The organism is Pyruvatibacter sp. HU-CL02332 (assembly GCF_040362765.1).
GTDB lineage: Bacteria > Pseudomonadota > Alphaproteobacteria > CGMCC-115125 > CGMCC-115125 > Pyruvatibacter.
The window spans coordinates 2,086,425-2,101,515 of the sequence record NZ_BAABWK010000001.1; the positions used below are offsets into that span (position 1 = coordinate 2,086,425).

At 58.3% G+C, this 15,091-nt stretch carries 15 protein-coding genes; 7 read left to right on the forward strand and 8 right to left on the reverse strand.

Going from position 1 to position 15,091, the window contains the following annotated elements; genetic code table 11:
- Positions 1–57: 57 nt before the first annotated feature.
- Both ABXH05_RS09915 and ABXH05_RS09920 read left to right on the forward strand, forming a co-directional pair.
- Positions 58–990 (forward strand): aldo/keto reductase, encoded by a 933-nt coding sequence (locus ABXH05_RS09915; protein ID WP_353560859.1) that lies wholly within the window; start codon positions 58–60, stop codon positions 988–990.
- A gap of 12 nt (positions 991–1,002) precedes the next feature.
- Entirely contained in the window at positions 1,003–2,076 is a 1,074-nt protein-coding gene (locus ABXH05_RS09920; protein ID WP_353560860.1) for an LLM class flavin-dependent oxidoreductase, read from the forward strand.
- Between the two features lie 3 nt (positions 2,077–2,079).
- On the opposite strand, the gene ABXH05_RS09925 is transcribed toward ABXH05_RS09920, so the two are convergent.
- Entirely contained in the window at positions 2,080–2,634 is a 555-nt protein-coding gene (locus ABXH05_RS09925) for a cytochrome b (RefSeq protein WP_348137265.1), read from the reverse strand.
- 119 nt (positions 2,635–2,753) lie between these two features.
- Positions 2,754–3,110 (reverse strand): rhodanese-like domain-containing protein, encoded by a 357-nt coding sequence (locus ABXH05_RS09930; protein ID WP_353560861.1) that lies wholly within the window; start codon positions 3,108–3,110, stop codon positions 2,754–2,756.
- Between the two features lie 149 nt (positions 3,111–3,259).
- Between ABXH05_RS09930 and ABXH05_RS09935 the strand changes: the two genes are divergently transcribed.
- Together ABXH05_RS09935 and ABXH05_RS09940 are read left to right on the forward strand one after the other, a co-directional pair.
- Positions 3,260–3,637, forward strand: a complete 378-nt coding sequence (locus ABXH05_RS09935) for a nuclear transport factor 2 family protein (RefSeq protein WP_353560862.1) — start codon at positions 3,260–3,262, stop codon at positions 3,635–3,637.
- A gap of 105 nt (positions 3,638–3,742) precedes the next feature.
- Complete coding sequence (locus ABXH05_RS09940; protein WP_353560863.1) at positions 3,743–4,732, forward strand: DUF4062 domain-containing protein; 990 nt, start codon at positions 3,743–3,745, stop codon at positions 4,730–4,732.
- On the opposite strand, the gene ABXH05_RS09945 is transcribed toward ABXH05_RS09940, so the two are convergent.
- Together ABXH05_RS09945 and ABXH05_RS09950 are read right to left on the reverse strand one after the other, a co-directional pair.
- A complete protein-coding gene (locus ABXH05_RS09945) occupies positions 4,729–5,250 on the reverse strand; it encodes a VOC family protein (protein WP_353560864.1) in 522 nt (173 codons plus the stop codon). The two genes, ABXH05_RS09940 and ABXH05_RS09945, sit on opposite strands and share 4 nt — an antisense overlap.
- Before the next feature lie 3 nt (positions 5,251–5,253).
- Positions 5,254–6,999 (reverse strand): N-acyl-D-amino-acid deacylase family protein, encoded by a 1,746-nt coding sequence (locus tag ABXH05_RS09950; protein ID WP_353560865.1) that lies wholly within the window; start codon positions 6,997–6,999, stop codon positions 5,254–5,256.
- A gap of 228 nt (positions 7,000–7,227) precedes the next feature.
- On the opposite strand from ABXH05_RS09950, the gene ABXH05_RS09955 reads away from it, so the two are divergent.
- Positions 7,228–7,845 carry an FMN-dependent NADH-azoreductase gene (locus ABXH05_RS09955; RefSeq protein WP_353560866.1) on the forward strand — a complete coding sequence of 206 codons (618 nt, stop codon included), beginning with the start codon at positions 7,228–7,230 and terminating at the stop codon, positions 7,843–7,845.
- A 39-nt stretch (positions 7,846–7,884) separates the two neighbouring features.
- Here ABXH05_RS09955 and ABXH05_RS09960 read toward each other — a convergent pair whose 3' ends face one another.
- Positions 7,885–9,636, reverse strand: a complete 1,752-nt coding sequence (locus ABXH05_RS09960; RefSeq protein WP_353560867.1) for a CocE/NonD family hydrolase — start codon at positions 9,634–9,636, stop codon at positions 7,885–7,887.
- Between the two features lie 33 nt (positions 9,637–9,669).
- Positions 9,670–10,320 carry a TetR/AcrR family transcriptional regulator gene (locus tag ABXH05_RS09965; protein WP_353560868.1) on the reverse strand — a complete coding sequence of 217 codons (651 nt, stop codon included), beginning with the start codon at positions 10,318–10,320 and terminating at the stop codon, positions 9,670–9,672.
- A 60-nt stretch (positions 10,321–10,380) separates the two neighbouring features.
- Between ABXH05_RS09965 and ABXH05_RS09970 the strand changes: the two genes are divergently transcribed.
- On the forward strand, positions 10,381–11,391 hold the full coding sequence (locus tag ABXH05_RS09970) for a haloalkane dehalogenase (RefSeq protein WP_353560869.1): 1,011 nt from the start codon (positions 10,381–10,383) through the stop codon (positions 11,389–11,391).
- A gap of 10 nt (positions 11,392–11,401) precedes the next feature.
- On the opposite strand, the gene ABXH05_RS09975 is transcribed toward ABXH05_RS09970, so the two are convergent.
- Entirely contained in the window at positions 11,402–11,755 is a 354-nt protein-coding gene (locus tag ABXH05_RS09975; RefSeq protein ID WP_353560870.1) for a hypothetical protein, read from the reverse strand.
- 499 nt (positions 11,756–12,254) lie between these two features.
- On the opposite strand from ABXH05_RS09975, the gene ABXH05_RS09980 reads away from it, so the two are divergent.
- Positions 12,255–13,685, forward strand: coding sequence for an aldehyde dehydrogenase family protein (locus tag ABXH05_RS09980; protein ID WP_353560871.1), 1,431 nt, complete (start codon positions 12,255–12,257; stop codon positions 13,683–13,685).
- A 63-nt stretch (positions 13,686–13,748) separates the two neighbouring features.
- On the opposite strand, the gene ABXH05_RS09985 is transcribed toward ABXH05_RS09980, so the two are convergent.
- Positions 13,749–14,942 (reverse strand): AlbA family DNA-binding domain-containing protein, encoded by a 1,194-nt coding sequence (locus ABXH05_RS09985; RefSeq protein WP_353560872.1) that lies wholly within the window; start codon positions 14,940–14,942, stop codon positions 13,749–13,751.
- Positions 14,943–15,091: the final 149 nt, after the last annotated feature.

The window sequence follows — 15,091 nt, forward strand, 5'->3', positions numbered from 1 at the left end:
TTGCACTCCAGCCTGTGTTATGGGGTGCAGTCTTATGCGACCTGCCAGAGGAAATAAATGTCCGAAATCGTGATCGACAGGAATCCGCGTGCTCTCGGGGCGAGCGATATCAAGGTTGCGCCCATCGCCTATGGCATGTGGCGCTTTGCCGGAACCACCGGTGCCCAGGCAGAAATAGACGCCAACGCCAAGGTCGAAGGCGCGCTGGAAGCCGGCATCACGCTTTTCGATACAGCAGACGTCTACGGTCTGGATTCCGATGCCCCCTTCGGCGCGGCGGAAGAACTGTTCGGCCACGTCCTCAAGGCGCGACCCGCTTTGCGTGACCAGATGGTGATTGCCAGCAAGGGCGGCATCATTCCGGGTACCCCCTATGACAGCAGTGCAAAATATCTGCGTGACGCGTGCGAAGCATCCTTGAAGCGCCTGCAGATCGAGACAATCGACCTCTATCAGGTGCATCGCCCCGACCTGCTCACTCATCCCGCAGAGCTGGCGGACACGCTTCAAACCCTGCGCAAGGAAGGCAAGATCCGCGAATACGGCCTTTCCAATGTGACGGCGCACCAGATATCGGCCCTGCAGGCCCATCTCGATCACCCCATGGCCACCCAGCAGCCGGAACTGTCAGCCCTTGCCATCGAGCCCGTGACCGACGGCGTTCTTGACCTGTGCATGGCGACCAACATGACGCCCCTGGCCTGGAGCCCGCTTGCCGGTGGCCGCCTGATGCTGCACGCATCAGAAGCGCCCACATCGCAATTGTCTGATGTGATCACCACGCTGGACAAACTGGCGGACAAACACGCCGCCAGCCGCACCGCCATCGCCCTGGCCTTCGTGCTGGCGCACCCGTCAAAGCCCGTCGCCATCATCGGCAGCCAGACCCCGGCCCGCATCGCCGACGCCATGAGCGCCCTCGATGTAACTCTCAGCCGCGAAGACTGGTATTCCGTCTACGAGGCCGCGCTGGGCGCGCCGCTTCCCTAGGAAATGCACTCCATGACAAATCCTGTTGAAATCTCCTGGTTCTCCGCCCTGTGCGACGATGATGCCGAGTTTCTTGGCACCCAGGACCCGGCTTTTCTGTCCACCTTCGAGCACTGCAAGGAAATTGTGGATGCTGCGGAGGCAGGTGGCTTTGACAATATCCTGCTGCCGTCCGGTTTCTCGCTGGGGATTGATCCTGTTGCGTTCGCGGCAGGCGTTGCCCCCACGGTCAAGAACATGCGCCTGCTGCTGGCCGTGCGCTGCGGCGAGATGTGGCCGCCGCAACTGGCGCGCCAGATTGCAACTCTGGACCAGATGCTCGGCGGCCGTCTGACCGTCAATATCATTTCTTCCGACATGCCGGGACAGACCATGGAGTCCGCGCCGCGCTATGGCCGCACGCTCGAGGCCATGGAGATCGTCCGTACACTTCTTGATGGCAAGCCCGTCGATATCGACGGCGAGCATTATCAAATGCAGCTGGACCCCATGCGCATCGGCACGGTGTCGGGCAAATGCCCGCCTTTCTATTTTGGCGGCATGTCCCCGGCCGCCCGCGAAGTCGCCGCCAAGGGTGCTGATGTTTTCCTTATGTGGCCGGACACCAAGGACAAGGTGCAGGCGCTGGTGGATGACATGCGCACCCGCGCGGCAAACCATGGCCGCGAACTCAAATTCGGCTACCGGGTGCATGTGATCGTGCGCGAGACCGAGGAAGAGGCGAGGGCGCACGCCCGCCACATCATGTCCAAGCTTGATGTGGAGGAGGGCGAAAAGCTCCGCGCCCGCGCGCTGGACGCAACGTCTGAAGGCGTCCGCCGTCAGGCCATGATGCGCGACGGCGCGGATGACGAAGGCTTTGCCGAGGAAAATCTGTGGACCGGTATCGGCAAGGCACGCTCAGGCTGTGGCGCGGCCATCGTCGGCAACCCGGATCAGGTGGCCGCCAAGCTTGAGATGTACCGCGAAATGGGCTTTTCCGCCTTCATTCTGTCAGGCTACCCCCACGCGAAGGAGGCCGAGTACTTCTCCCGGCTTGTGCTGCCGAAGATCAATCACGGCCCCCTGTTGAACGCGCGCAGCTAACCACTAAACCTTGCCGTAAGGCAGCATCCGCTGGAACACCTTGTCCCGGTCGATGAGCCAGTGCTTCATGGCCGCCGCCACATGCACGATCAGCAGCGCTGACAGCGCCAGCCCGCCAATGGCGTGCATCACGTGGAATACCTGCGTCAAAGCCGCGTCAGACGGTGCCAGGCCTGTGAGGTTGATCAGGCCATAAGGCTTGATGTCCCCATCCACATAGGTCAGCGCGTGTGAGATGCCGATGATCGGTTGATAGATCAGCAGCGCATACAATCCGTACACGTTCCATTTCGACGCCGTCTTCTGCCAAGCTGGCATGCTGTCAGGGTAGGCGGGCGGCGTATGCGTACGGCGATACCGGATGCGATAGAAGGTCAGCAGCAGTACCACGATGCCATTGCCGGAATGGATCATCAGCGTCTGCAACCGCTCATCCAGCGGCATGCCTTCAAAGCCCGGCGGAATGACGCCGAACGAAAACAGGATTGCCACCAGCACCAGCAGCGCTGTCACCCAGTGAATTGTCTTGGCGGTGCCCGAAAACTTTTCCGAAGCCATGAGTCTGTCCTCCCCTGTTCCGGCATGACCATGCCGGTAGTAGGAGTATGGGGAGGCGTGCGGAGGGTTCAAGCAATAATTTGATCGGTCGATCAGAAAGTGGCAAAAACCGTTAGTATTCAGCCCTTTAGTTCAGGCTGCCCGGTTTCAGGATCTGTGACGATCAGGGGCAGGCCGGCTTTTTTCCACTCACCCAGCCCACCGGCCATATGCGTTGCCTCCGCTGCGCCGCCCTCAAAACACTTTTGAGCCGCCATGGCGGATCGTTTGCCGACACCGCAATGCAGGATCACCGGCTTGCCGCCTGTGGGCAGAGCAGATGCATCAAACGTCGACAGGGGAAAATTGAACGCGCCGGGAATACGCTCGGCGCCATATTCGCGCGGCTCACGCACATCAATGACGACTACGTCGCCCGCATCCATCTTCGCCTTGACCTCGGCAGGTGACAGCTCGTGCAGAATTTTGTCGCTCATCGGCGAAACTCCTCATGTCTTTGGCTATTTACGCAACACGCATTGCATCCACTGGTACCTTTGGGAGCGGCACCTTACGTAGCGTGTGCACCGCCACCTCATAGTCAACGGTGCTGTATTTTCAATTATTGAACAATGAGCCAGATCATATGCCCGACAAACAGCGCGTCGAACGCTTTATTGACGCAGTCGTCCATGGCGACCACGTGGAGGCCATCCGCGATTTCTATCATGAGGACGCCACCATGCAGGAAAACCTCGGCGAGCCACGCCGGGGCCGCGACACACTCATGGCGCACGAGGCCAAGGCCCTGTCCAACATGCAAAAGATGGAGACGAAGCCCGTCGCCACGTTCCTCGTGGACGGTGACAATGTGGCCATCCGCTGGACCTTCATCATGACCGACAAGGCCGGTACTCGCCGCCAGCTGGAGGAAGTGTCCCTGCAGCGATGGGACGGCGACCGCATCGCGAGCGAGCAGTTCTACTATGACAGCAAAACCGCCTGGCAGATGATGGACGACTAGTCAGCCTCCGCCAATATTATCATGTTCCAACAATGTATTGCAGATGGAGACTTCCAAGTTAAATTTGCAAAAAGGAACTTACGGAAACACCAAGGAGGACGTGATTTGGAAAAGAGGTATCAAGTCTTTGTAAGTTCAACATATGCAGATCTAAAAGATGAAAGAAATGAGATCATTCGGACACTTTTGAACTTGGATTGCATACCTGCAGGTATGGAGATTTTTCCTGCTTCCGATGATGAGCAGTGGAGGTTCATTCAAGGAGTTATCGATGATTGCGACTACTATATAATAGTAATTGGGGGTAGATACGGATCGTTGTCAGAAGATGGCATAGGATATACTGAGAAAGAATTCGACTACGCTGTGGCGAAGGGGATTCCAGTGCTTGCTTTTATTCATTCAAAACCTGATTCTATTTCGGTCGAAAAGTCTGATATTGACCCAGTATTACGAGCGAAACTAGACGACTTTCGAGAAAAGGTATGCACTGGACGCTTGGTAAAGATGTGGGAAGATTCCTCAGGGCTTGCTGGCCTAGTTACCGTAAGTCTTGTTGATGCAATCAAGAGGTTTCCTGCGGTTGGTTGGGTGCGAGGTGAAGGGGTGGCAAGCGAAGGTTTGCTCAGGGAAATAAATGAGCTGAGAAAGGAAAATGACTCTCTGAAAGACGAAGTAAATCAAATCAGCAAATCAAATTTACCAGATATCGAAGATATAGCCGGATTAGACGAAAAATTTTCGATACGATATACTTATCCGGGCAGGTATTCAGTAGAAAAGGGCGTGTATGAGTGTACATGGGGCGAAATATTATCGGCAATTGGACCTAAGTTAGAAGAATACCCCACCGACACAATAATGAGTTACGCACTTGGAAATTATTTAAAGGGAAAGGGCCGTAGCGCAAATCTATCTGTGAATATTCAAGATATTGAAACAATACGAATACAGTTTTCAGCCTTGGGACTTATAAGTACAAGCTATACTAAAACAACCGCCGGTACTATGGGGCTTTTCTGGCGACCCACGAAACGGGGACTATCAAAGGCAATGGAGTTGCGCGTGGTTCGGTCGACAAAACCTGACGCCTAGACCTTTCGCACCGGATCAGACCCATCCCAGCTGTCCGCCGCATCGCGGATGGACTGGAAGAACTTGCCCTTGCGGCCATTGGTTTCCGACAACTCGATGACGCTGCCGGGATGGTCCTGCTGTGTAAAATACACAAAGCGCCCATCGGCACCGATCTGGCCGGAATGACCGACCTCAAATCCGCGGTCGGTCATCTGCACCATGTCGCGGTCAAAATCTGCCGTCCAGAACGCCACATGCTGCAAGCCTTCGTGGCCCGCGTTCAGAAAATCCAGATACATCGACGGCGCATCATTGCGCTGCTGGATGAGTTCGATCTGCAGCGGTCCGGAATTGGCCAGCGCAATGCTCATCTTCACGTCTGACGGCTTGCCGCCATACTCAAAATTACTGACCGGCACGTCCTCAATGTAGAAGAACGGCCCGACGCCCATCACCTCGGTCCAGTGGCGCATGGCGCGCTCGATGTCGCGAACCACATAGCCGTTCTGGCGGATGTCGCCTAAAAACCTGCTCATTGATTATTCCGCCGCAGCCGGTATCTGTGCCGCCGCCGGACGCGCCTGACTGCCGCGAATGAGCTTGCCGCCCAGCACACCGGTCGGCTCCCCATCGCGGAACGCCACGGCGCCCGAAATGATGCTGGCCGTATAGCCGCGCGTCTTCTGCACAAAGCGTTTGCCGCCTGCGGGCAGGTCATAGACGATTTCCGGCTTGTCCATGGTGAGGTTGTCAAAGTCGATGACATTGACGTCCGCCTTCATGCCCGGCGCCAGCACGCCACGGTCATAGAGACCCACAAGCTCTGCTGTCTTTTTCGTCTGTCCACTGATGATCCACTCAAGCGGCAGCTTGTCGCCGCGTGACCGGTCGCGGCCCCAATGGGTCAGCATGGTGGTAGGGAAGCTGGCATCGCAGATGATGCCCACATGCGCGCCGCCGTCGCTCAGGCCGAAAGTGGTGTTGGGATGCTTCAGCATTTGCTCCACGTACGACAGATCGCCCGGCAGATAGTTCATCAGCGGGAAGTAGATCAGTGCCTTGCCGTCATCTTCCGCCATCCAGTCCAGCAGCACGTCGCGTGGGTCGCGGCCGTCCCGCTTGGCGTGGGCCTCCACGCTGTCTTCCGGCGCCGGCTCGTAGTTCGGCGGGCTGCCCAGCGGGAACATCTTGTGGAACCAGGTGAACAGCTGCGTTGAAATCTCGCCTTCCTTGAACTCGACTTTTTCAGCCAGCAGGCGTGACCGGAAATCAGGGTCCTTGAGTGCTGCCACCTGCGCTTCGAGCGTCCGGGGCATAATCTCGTGCCACGTCTTGTAGAGCAGGAACGGGTTGAGAGACGCCGTCAGTCCCATCACCACGCCGGTGGGGCGGGCGGGCACCTGGCCACGCATGGGCAGGCCGGCCTTGTTGGCATCAGCAATCTTGTCCAGCACCTGTTTCCAGGTGTCCGGATGCCGGTCGTCTTGTTCAATGGTGAGCGACAGCGGACGGCCGGAAATTTCCACCATGTTGCGCAACATGCCGAACTCCCAGTCCACGTCGCGGAAGTCGGCAATGAGCTGAATGACACCCTTGCCGGAGCGTTTCATCGCTTCGGCAATGCCATTGAGTTCCATCTCTTCCGCCTTGTAGGTCGGCGTATGTTCGCCATCCTTGTCGCGGTGCTTTTCCGTGCGGGAGGTGGTGACACCCAGCGCCCCGGCCTCAAGGGCGTCTTCAACCAGCGCCCCCATCTTGTCCGTGTCTTCACGCGTCGCAGGCTCAAGCCGCGCGCCACGTTCGCCCATCACATAGGCACGCAGCGCGCCGTGCGGCACCTGCAGACCCACATCCAGCGCAAGCGGAGATTTTTCGACCACATCCATGTAGTCAGGAAAACTCTCCCAGCCCCACTTGATGCCCTCGGCAAGCGCCGTACCCGGAATATCTTCCACACCCTCCATCAGGCCGATGAGCCATGAGTGACGGTCCGGCGCGCAGGGCGCAAAGCCAACCCCGCAATTGCCCATGATGGCGGTGGTGACACCATGAAAGGTGGAAGGCTGCAGATAGGGGTCCCACGTGACTTGGCCGTCATAATGCGTATGCGCATCCACAAAGCCCGGCGTCACGATCTGGCCCTTGGCATCAATCTCTTCGCGGCCCGCATCCGTCACTGTGCCGACGATGGAAATCGTCGTGCCGTCAATGGCCACATCAGCTTCATAAGGCTTGCCGCCCAGCCCGTCATAAACGAGCCCGTTCCTGATCACGAGATCATGCATCGAGGGTTCCTCCACCTGATAACTGAATGTCTTGATGACTTTGTTTCTGATTGGAAGCGAGTGTAGCTCTTTCCAGCGCTCCGCCAAGCAATTGCGCGTTTATTTCTATTTGAGAAACAATAATTCCCCATTTATCCGGTTAATCCCGTAAGGGAAAACATCCATCTTGGTCCCATCAGCAATTCAGCAGCGCCTTCCCGGCGCCGCGAGCCCAAATGGAGAGATCAGATGTTCAACCGCAACAAAGACACCGCAGCCCCGTTCACTGTCCTGCACATTGATGCCAGCGCCAGAAAGTCAGGCTCCGTGAGCCGGGATCTCAGCGACCGCATCGTCTCAGGACTGATGAGTGGCAACAAAGACGCCAAGCTCATCCGCCGCGACCTCGCCGACGGCGTCCCCTTCATCGACGAAACCTTCACCGCCGCCATCAACACGCCGGAAGACCAGCGCACGGCAGCGCAGAAAGACGCCCTGGGCGTCTCGGACCAACTGGTCGCGGAACTACAGGCCGCCGACGCCATCGTGATCGGCTCCCCGATTTACAATTTTAGTGTCCCGGCGGTGTTCAAGGCATGGATCGATCAGGTGGCCCGCGCAGGGGTGACCTTCAGCTACACGGAAAATGGCCCCGTTGGTCTGCTGGAAAACAAGAAGGCCTATGTCGCGCTAGCCTCCGGCGGCACGCAGGTCGGCTCCGACATCGACTTTGCATCCGGCTGGATCAAGCACGTCATGGGTTTCATCGGCATCCATGATGTGGAGCTGGTCGCCGCCGATCGCACCATGATGGACGACCAGTCCGTCGCCCGCGCCGAGGCTGCTGTGGAAAATCTGGCTGCATAGCAGCGCCGCAACCAGGCAGGAGGTGCAGTCACCTCCTGCCTATTTCGGAATGACCGGCACCAGCAGATGCGAGTCATAGTCCCCGCCGGTGTGGATGACATGTTGTCCCGCATTCACGGTTGTCTTATGTGCCAGCGCCATATGGTCCATCTGATCACGGCCCTGCACGGACACCTCAAGGGTTTCGCCCGGCATGAATCTGGTGCCGCTGGGCAGGATCTCGATCTCGACAGGCACGATCTCGCCACTGGACAGCGGCAGGCTGCGCTCATGGGCCAGCACCGGTTGCGCCGGGGTCGAGCGATCCGGGTCGAGTTCACGCTGCGACACCCGCAGCCAGCCAAGCGCGACCGGCCCCTTGGTGTAGCTCGCCTTGGCATAGAAAGTGATTTCCTCGCCCGAAGCATCGTATTTCCGGATTGCCACGAAGAGGTCCATGTCATCGGCCCCCTCAGCCTCAACCCATAGCTTGAGCTTCATGTTGCCGGTCAGCTCCGTCTCCTCGCTGAATGTCTTGCGGAAGACGGCACCACCCTCCACGGCGTCGTACCGCTTCACGGCACTGTCCGTAGGTTGACTGTCAGCCAATGCATCTGTGGCGGCATCCAGGTAGAGCGGCGTCAGCACTGTGGCGGGCAGGGGCCAGGTGTCTTCGCTGCGCACGCTGTAGGTATCAAGCGTGTCACGCACCTCCAGCCGGACGCGCGGTCGGGTGTCAAAGCCGTTGTCCGCGCCTTTGAGGAAGTGGTCGAAGAAGGCCGTCTGCATCTCCAGCGCCTCGGGGCTGTAATAGACGTCCCATTTGGGCTGCCCGTGCGTGTAGAGCCACTTCTGCTGCGATCCGATGCGCTTGAAACCCTCAAACGAACCGCGCGTATGCATGCCGTGGTCAGACCAGCTCGCCGCGATCAAAGCCGGGACCGTGATCTCCTCCAGCGCAATGCCTGACGGCGGCATCACGTTTTCCTGCAGCCACTTCATCAGCATCGGTCTTTCACCGGCAAAATTGACGATCGCTGCTGGCGGCAGATTGATGTCATTGGCCTTGCTGCGCACCCGCGTCAGCCAGAACTCGGTAAAGGCTGTTTCCGGAATGCCGCCATGAAACAGGACTTCGCGATAATTGTCGCTCTGGCCTTCCCACGGCATGATCGCCTTGAGGTGCTCAGGTGCACTGCTGGCAGCCACCCATTGGGCGATGGCGAGGTACGAGACCCCCGTCAGGCCCACATTGCCGTTGCTCCAATCCTGTGTCCCGGCCCAGGTGATGGCGTCATGAAAGTCATGCCGGTCCTGCATGCTCAGCACGCTGGCCACGCCTTCGGATTTTCCATAGCCACGGCTGTCCAGCGTCACCACCGCATAGCCCTGCTGCACCCAATAGGCCGGGTCCGGACCTTCCCAGGGGGTCCATGGGCTCACTTTGATCTGGCCCATGTTATATTCGGGCGTCGCATTGCGGCGGATGTAATCCGGATACTGGTTCGGGCCTTCGTCCTTATGGTAGGCGGTCAGCATCATCACCACGGGGAAGGGCCCTTCCGGCTTCGGGCGATAGACATTGGCGGACAGCCGAACGCCGTCGCGCGTTTCAACGCCTACGTTCCGGTCAATGATGACCTGGTCTTCAAGTCCGGAAATGTCCTTGATGATGATCGGGCTGTCCGGCGTGCCGATGAAGTCGGACAGGTCGGACGGCTCATGCAGCTCAGGTCCCGAACTGAAGATGACTGCAATCCCCGCAATCAGAATGGCCACGATGCCGGCCGTCACGATGAATAACTTTCTCATTGTCATTTCCTTCTTCGAACTGGATGCCCGCGTCTATGTGGTTTTGGGGAACAGGGTGCTCAGCACACGGTTGATATGCGCCTCGACGCCGGCATCGCCCGCGATGTCATCGCGGTAGAACTTGTTGGTGAAGGGTGCGAGAGCGAAGGGAACCGAGCAGAGCATCACCAGAAAGATGAAGAACGACTCCGGATCGTGCTCTGTGAGATATCCGGCCTTTTGCACCCGCTCGAACACCGGCGTGATCAGCTCGTGCACCGGCAGGATGCGCGCCACCAGATAATCGAGATGCGGGCCTTGTTCGCCGCCCTCCTTGAGCATCAGTTTTGCAACCTCCGGCATGTCCGCCGTCTGCCGCATGAACTGCGTGATGAACGCCTTGAGCAGGTCCACCGGATCGTCCTCATCGATCTTGTCGAACAGGGGCAACTGGCGTTCTGCCACCTGCGCAATGAAGTCATCGACGACGGCCTTCCACAGGTCATCCTTGGTGCCGAAGTGATGACGGATCAGCCCATGGGTCGTGCCGGCGCTGTCTGCAATGTCACGCAGGCTGGTTGCGCCAAAGCCGTCCGCCGCGAAATGCCGACCGGCGGCGGCCAGAATGCCTCGGCGGGTCTCGTCAGCAGCTTCGGCTGACCGCTTTCCGCGCTTTCGGTCCGGACTGTTTCTTTTATTATCCATATGGATAATAAAAACAAATGCCTGCGGAAAGTCAATCCACAAATGAATGGCGGCTGTGCTATGTCACATCCGCTTACTGCCAACGCATACGACACGGGGACAGCCATGGCGCAGCCGAACACATCCGTTATCCGCACACCGGACGCCCGGTTTGACAATCTGCCGGACTGGCCCTTTGCACCGCACTATCAGGAAGTCGCGCCTGGCATCGAGATGCACTATGTGGATGAAGGCCCGCGTGATGGCGAAATCGTGCTGCTGCTCCACGGCCAGCCCAGCTGGAGCTACCTCTACCGCAAGATGATCCCGCCGCTGGTGGCCGCAGGCTATCGCGTCATCGCACCGGATCTGATCGGCTTTGGTCGCTCTGACAAACCCACCTCCAAGGACATGCACAGCTACTCCGGCCACGTCGCATGGATGCGCAGCTTTGTTGAGCGCCTCGATCTCACTGGCATCAATGTATTTGTGCAGGACTGGGGCGGCCTCATCGGCCTGCGCGTCGTTGCTGAAATCCCGCAGCGCTTTGCGTCCATCACCGCAGGCAATACCGGCCTGCCCGCGGCCCCGTTCCCCATGTCGCTCATCGGCAAGTGGGTGATGCGCCGCAAGGCCAAGGCCAAGGGCGACACCATCACCAGCATGGACATGATCAACGGCTTCCCGGACTGGATCGCCCATGCCCGCTTTGCCCGCGAGTTCAATCCCGGTGCCACCCTTCAGTCCGGCACGGTCAACGAGCTGAGCACAGACGAAGTGGCCGCCTATCAGGCACCTTTCCCGGACGAGCCCTACATGATGGGCCCGCGCGCCATGCCGTGGCTGGTGCCCAGCGAACTCGCCAAGGGACAGGCCGCGTGGAAGAAACTCGAAGCGCTTGATACGCCCGTGCTGCTGGTCTTCTCAGACAGCGACCCGGTCACAGCCGGTCAGGACAAGGTTTTTGCCAAGCGCTTCAAGGGTGCCAAAGGCCAGCCCCACAAAGTCATCAAAGGCGGTGGCCATTTCCTGCAGGACGACAAGGGCGAAGAAATCGCCGCTCACATGATTGAGTGGATGAAGGGCCTCTAGGCACGCCCCATCACGCGGCGTCGCGCTTGGGCGTCATCAAAAACGCTACGATGAACGCAATTGCCAGAACCTGATCCGCAATGCCACCAAAGAAGAACTGCTCGTCGCCACGCCCGACCAGATACAGATAGATGAAGGGCAGGGTGCTGAGCTTCTCAAGCACACAAACCGGCATGATCGGACGGTAGCGCCCAGGGTCTGTCGAGATCACGAGAAACAATACCTGGAACGCAAACGCGATGCCCGCAAAGCCGAGATAATAAACCGGCTCCGCCATCTGTGAAGTATCCGCAAAGAACAGCGGTGTGATCACCAGCAGGCCGTAAATGCCTGCAATCCGAAAAATCCACTTTGCCGCCAACACACCATCACCTCTTGTTTGTTTCGCGCAGGCTAATGCGGCCACGCGTATTGGCCAACCGATAGCAGGGCATGGCTGGTGCAAAGCAAGAGCAGAGTTCCGCAACGCCCTCCCACGTAGCGAATGCGAGTGGACCCCGGATCAAGTCCGGGGATACGGCGAGGAGGTGCACCAGGCTGCACCAGGCTGCACCGCAGCCAAGCGTGCGACGGCACGCCGGCGCTTATTGCGCCGCCCCCGCGGAGGCGCCGCGCGCCGCGAGCGCAAAAGAGTCACTATGGCAGAATCTGAGGGGTCCGCAGGACTAGCGACGTGGATTGCTTCGTGCCAGAGTCCGCCCCGGGATGCGAAACCAGCGTCAAAAAGAGCGGAAATCCGCCGTTTCGCGATGGTTTTGCTGGGGAATTGGGGCAAGCGGATGTCCGCCTGCCCGCCCGCACACGAAATTGTCTATAGGCGCGCGCCTGACAGTCAGGCCTCGCGCACAACACGGGAGAAAGACGTGAAGGAAGCCCTCCAGTTCTACATCAATGGTGAGTGGGTCGACCCCGCCACCCCCAAGACCCTTGAGGTCATCAACCCGGCCACGGAAGAGCCTTGCGGCACCATTTCCATGGGCTCGGAAGCAGACGTCGACAACGCTGTCGCTGCTGCCAAGGCTGCGTTCCCCGCATGGTCGAACACGACCCGCGAAGAGCGCATCGCGATGTTTGAAAAGATCCTCGAGGTCTATCAGACCCGCTATGACGAGATCGCTGAAACCATCTCCACTGAGATGGGCGCGCCGATCTGGCTGGCCAAGGCTGCTCAGGCTGCCATGGGCGTTGCGCATTTCAGCAGCACGCTTGAAATCCTGAAGAACTACCAGTTCGAAGAAGTCCGCGGTTCCACGCAGATCAAGAAGGAAGCTGTGGGCGTCTGCGGTTTCATCACGCCATGGAACTGGCCGGTCAATCAGATCGTCTGCAAGGTTGCACCGGCACTTGCTGCTGGCTGCACCATGGTGCTCAAGCCATCTGAAGTAGCACCGCTCAACGCCATCATCCTGGCGGAAATCTTCCACGAAGCAGGCCTGCCAAAAGGCGTCTTCAACCTGGTGAATGGCGACGGTCCGTCAGTTGGCGCACCGCTCTCCAGCCACAAGGACGTGGACATGGTGTCGTTCACGGGCTCAACCCGCGCCGGCATCATGGTTGCCAAGGCAGCTGCCGACACGGTCAAGCGCGTCGCACAGGAACTGGGCGGCAAGTCACCGAACATCGTTCTGGAAGATGCAGACATCTCAGCTGCTGTCGCCGGTGGCGTTCAGGGCGTGATGATGAACTCGGGCCAGTCGTGCAACGCACCAACCCGCATGTTCGTACCAGCCTCCAAGAACGACGAAGTCAAAGCCGTTGCCAAGGCAGCTGCTGAAGGCGTCAAGGCCGGTGATCCGCATGCGGAAGGAACGACCATCGGTCCTGTTGTGTCTGAAGTTCAGTTCAACAAGATCCAGGACCTGATCCAGAAGGGCATCGACGAAGGCGCAACACTCGTCGCCGGTGGCACGGGTCGTCCTGAAGGTCTCAACAAGGGCTTCTATGTCCGCCCGACCGTCTTTGCAGACGTGACGCCGGACATGACGATTTCCCGTGAGGAAATCTTCGGCCCGGTTCTTTCCATCCTCACCTATGAGACGGAAGAACAGGCCATCGAGATGGCGAATGACACGGAGTACGGCCTCTCGTCCTACGTCCAGTCAGGCGACATCAACCACGCCCGCGAAGTCGCCGGCAAGATCCGCGCCGGCAACGTGCACCTCAACGGCGCCGGCCCGGACGTCAACGCACCGTTCGGCGGCTACAAGCAGTCCGGCAACGGCCGCGAATGGGGCGAGTTCGGCTTCGAAGAATTCCTCGAAGTCAAAGCCGTCCTCGGCTACGAAGCCGCGTAACCCGCAGGCTTCACTCGCAACAAACAAAGCCCCGGCGGAGCAATCCGCCGGGGCTTTTTTGTTTCACCGTGGAGGGCCTATCCAACGATCTCGGTCATCGAAGTACTGGGACTTTGAGTAGCCTGCGGTGTTCCAAAGCGCGTCACAAACCGGGCGCAACGCCGTTTTATAAGTTTCTCTATCCGCGTATTGCTCAATGATTATCGGTTCAAATTCCAAAGAGGTTTGAGTTACAGGTTGGTAGCCGATACTCCATCGCTGGTCTTGGGATATGGCTAGCGCCGCGCCGTGTACTCCCTGCAACGTAACCATCAGGCAGATGGGCGTGGGCACACCAATCTTCTTTAGCACATCAAGGTATTTTCCGGTCGGTTCCATTAGCCATTCGTCAAACGCTGCTGCGGACAGTAGGCGGTTCCCTTCGTGTTCATGCCACACATTGACCTTCGTAGCTTCGATGGAACCGTTGCGAAATACTTGTGTGTAGCCATGACACTCGGGTCCCCCACGGACACTCGCATATCCTTGGAAATTGATTTTGGGAGTTAGGCCGTCAGCGGCGATAGGCCACAACTCCGGGCTCGTGGAATAAACCTGATCTAAGTCAACTTGCTGAACCTGTCCCGCCAGGCCACCCAACGGTGCGAGGTGAAGAACAAAGCGACCTTTGCCCTTCGCTAGGGGAATGTGGCCATCGTTAGCGTCGAGCAACGCGAGCCTCTCGGCTCTGAAGGCCACCACTCGGTCAAGAGAACTGGCAGTATATGTAAAGAGTGTGCGCAATTGTTCGACGCTGGGTTCGTAAACACCGGCGGAGTTCCTCGCATAGAAGCGGCTGGTCTTTGCTATCTTCACTCTGTGCGGCGGTGTCCAACTTCGTGGCACCCGTATAAGAAAAATGCCGCCTTCTTTGGCTTCATTGGCACGCACGTACTGCTGCCGGATTCCCGAGATCCTCGGTTCAACTCCATCGGAGATAAGAGACTCCATCCGTAAGAGTTCGGAATCGACGTCTTGAATTGTCAAAGGAGTGACTTCCGACGCTACACCGTCTTCTTCTCTAACGCCTATAATCAGATGCCCGCCGAAGGTATTTGCCAGAGAGACCACATCCTTCAAGAACTCCTTCCGACCGTCTTGATCCCAAGTGTATTGATCTCGCTTGAATTCTAGGGTCGGCCCCTCCGGCACACCGTTTTCAACCAAGCGGTCGATAACTCCGATGTCTATCTCATCAAAATTCAAGTCGGTAAGCATCAATATTCCTCGCCCAAGATTCAATCGCAGATTGCCTGACAGTTGAACCGGCTTTTGTGTCGTTCGCAAATGGCATTTTGCCTGGTTCGACGGACTCCTGCCCCCCACCCGTTGAAGATGTCGTGTGTGCCTCTCACGTTCAGTCAGGA

Coding starts and splice junctions, on each gene's coding strand:
- ABXH05_RS09915 (WP_353560859.1), top strand. CDS start 58: ATGTCCGAAATCGTGATCGACAGGAATCCGCGTGCTCTCGGGGCGAGC.
- ABXH05_RS09920 (WP_353560860.1), top strand. CDS start 1,003: ATGACAAATCCTGTTGAAATCTCCTGGTTCTCCGCCCTGTGCGACGAT.
- ABXH05_RS09925 (WP_348137265.1), bottom strand. CDS start 2,634: ATGGCTTCGGAAAAGTTTTCGGGCACCGCCAAGACAATTCACTGGGTG.
- ABXH05_RS09930 (WP_353560861.1), bottom strand. CDS start 3,110: ATGAGCGACAAAATTCTGCACGAGCTGTCACCTGCCGAGGTCAAGGCG.
- ABXH05_RS09935 (WP_353560862.1), top strand. CDS start 3,260: ATGCCCGACAAACAGCGCGTCGAACGCTTTATTGACGCAGTCGTCCAT.
- ABXH05_RS09945 (WP_353560864.1), bottom strand. CDS start 5,250: ATGAGCAGGTTTTTAGGCGACATCCGCCAGAACGGCTATGTGGTTCGC.
- ABXH05_RS09950 (WP_353560865.1), bottom strand. CDS start 6,999: ATGCATGATCTCGTGATCAGGAACGGGCTCGTTTATGACGGGCTGGGC.
- ABXH05_RS09955 (WP_353560866.1), top strand. CDS start 7,228: ATGTTCAACCGCAACAAAGACACCGCAGCCCCGTTCACTGTCCTGCAC.
- ABXH05_RS09960 (WP_353560867.1), bottom strand. CDS start 9,636: ATGAGAAAGTTATTCATCGTGACGGCCGGCATCGTGGCCATTCTGATT.
- ABXH05_RS09965 (WP_353560868.1), bottom strand. CDS start 10,320: ATGGATAATAAAAGAAACAGTCCGGACCGAAAGCGCGGAAAGCGGTCA.
- ABXH05_RS09970 (WP_353560869.1), top strand. CDS start 10,381: ATGTCACATCCGCTTACTGCCAACGCATACGACACGGGGACAGCCATG.
- ABXH05_RS09985 (WP_353560872.1), bottom strand. CDS start 14,942: ATGCTTACCGACTTGAATTTTGATGAGATAGACATCGGAGTTATCGAC.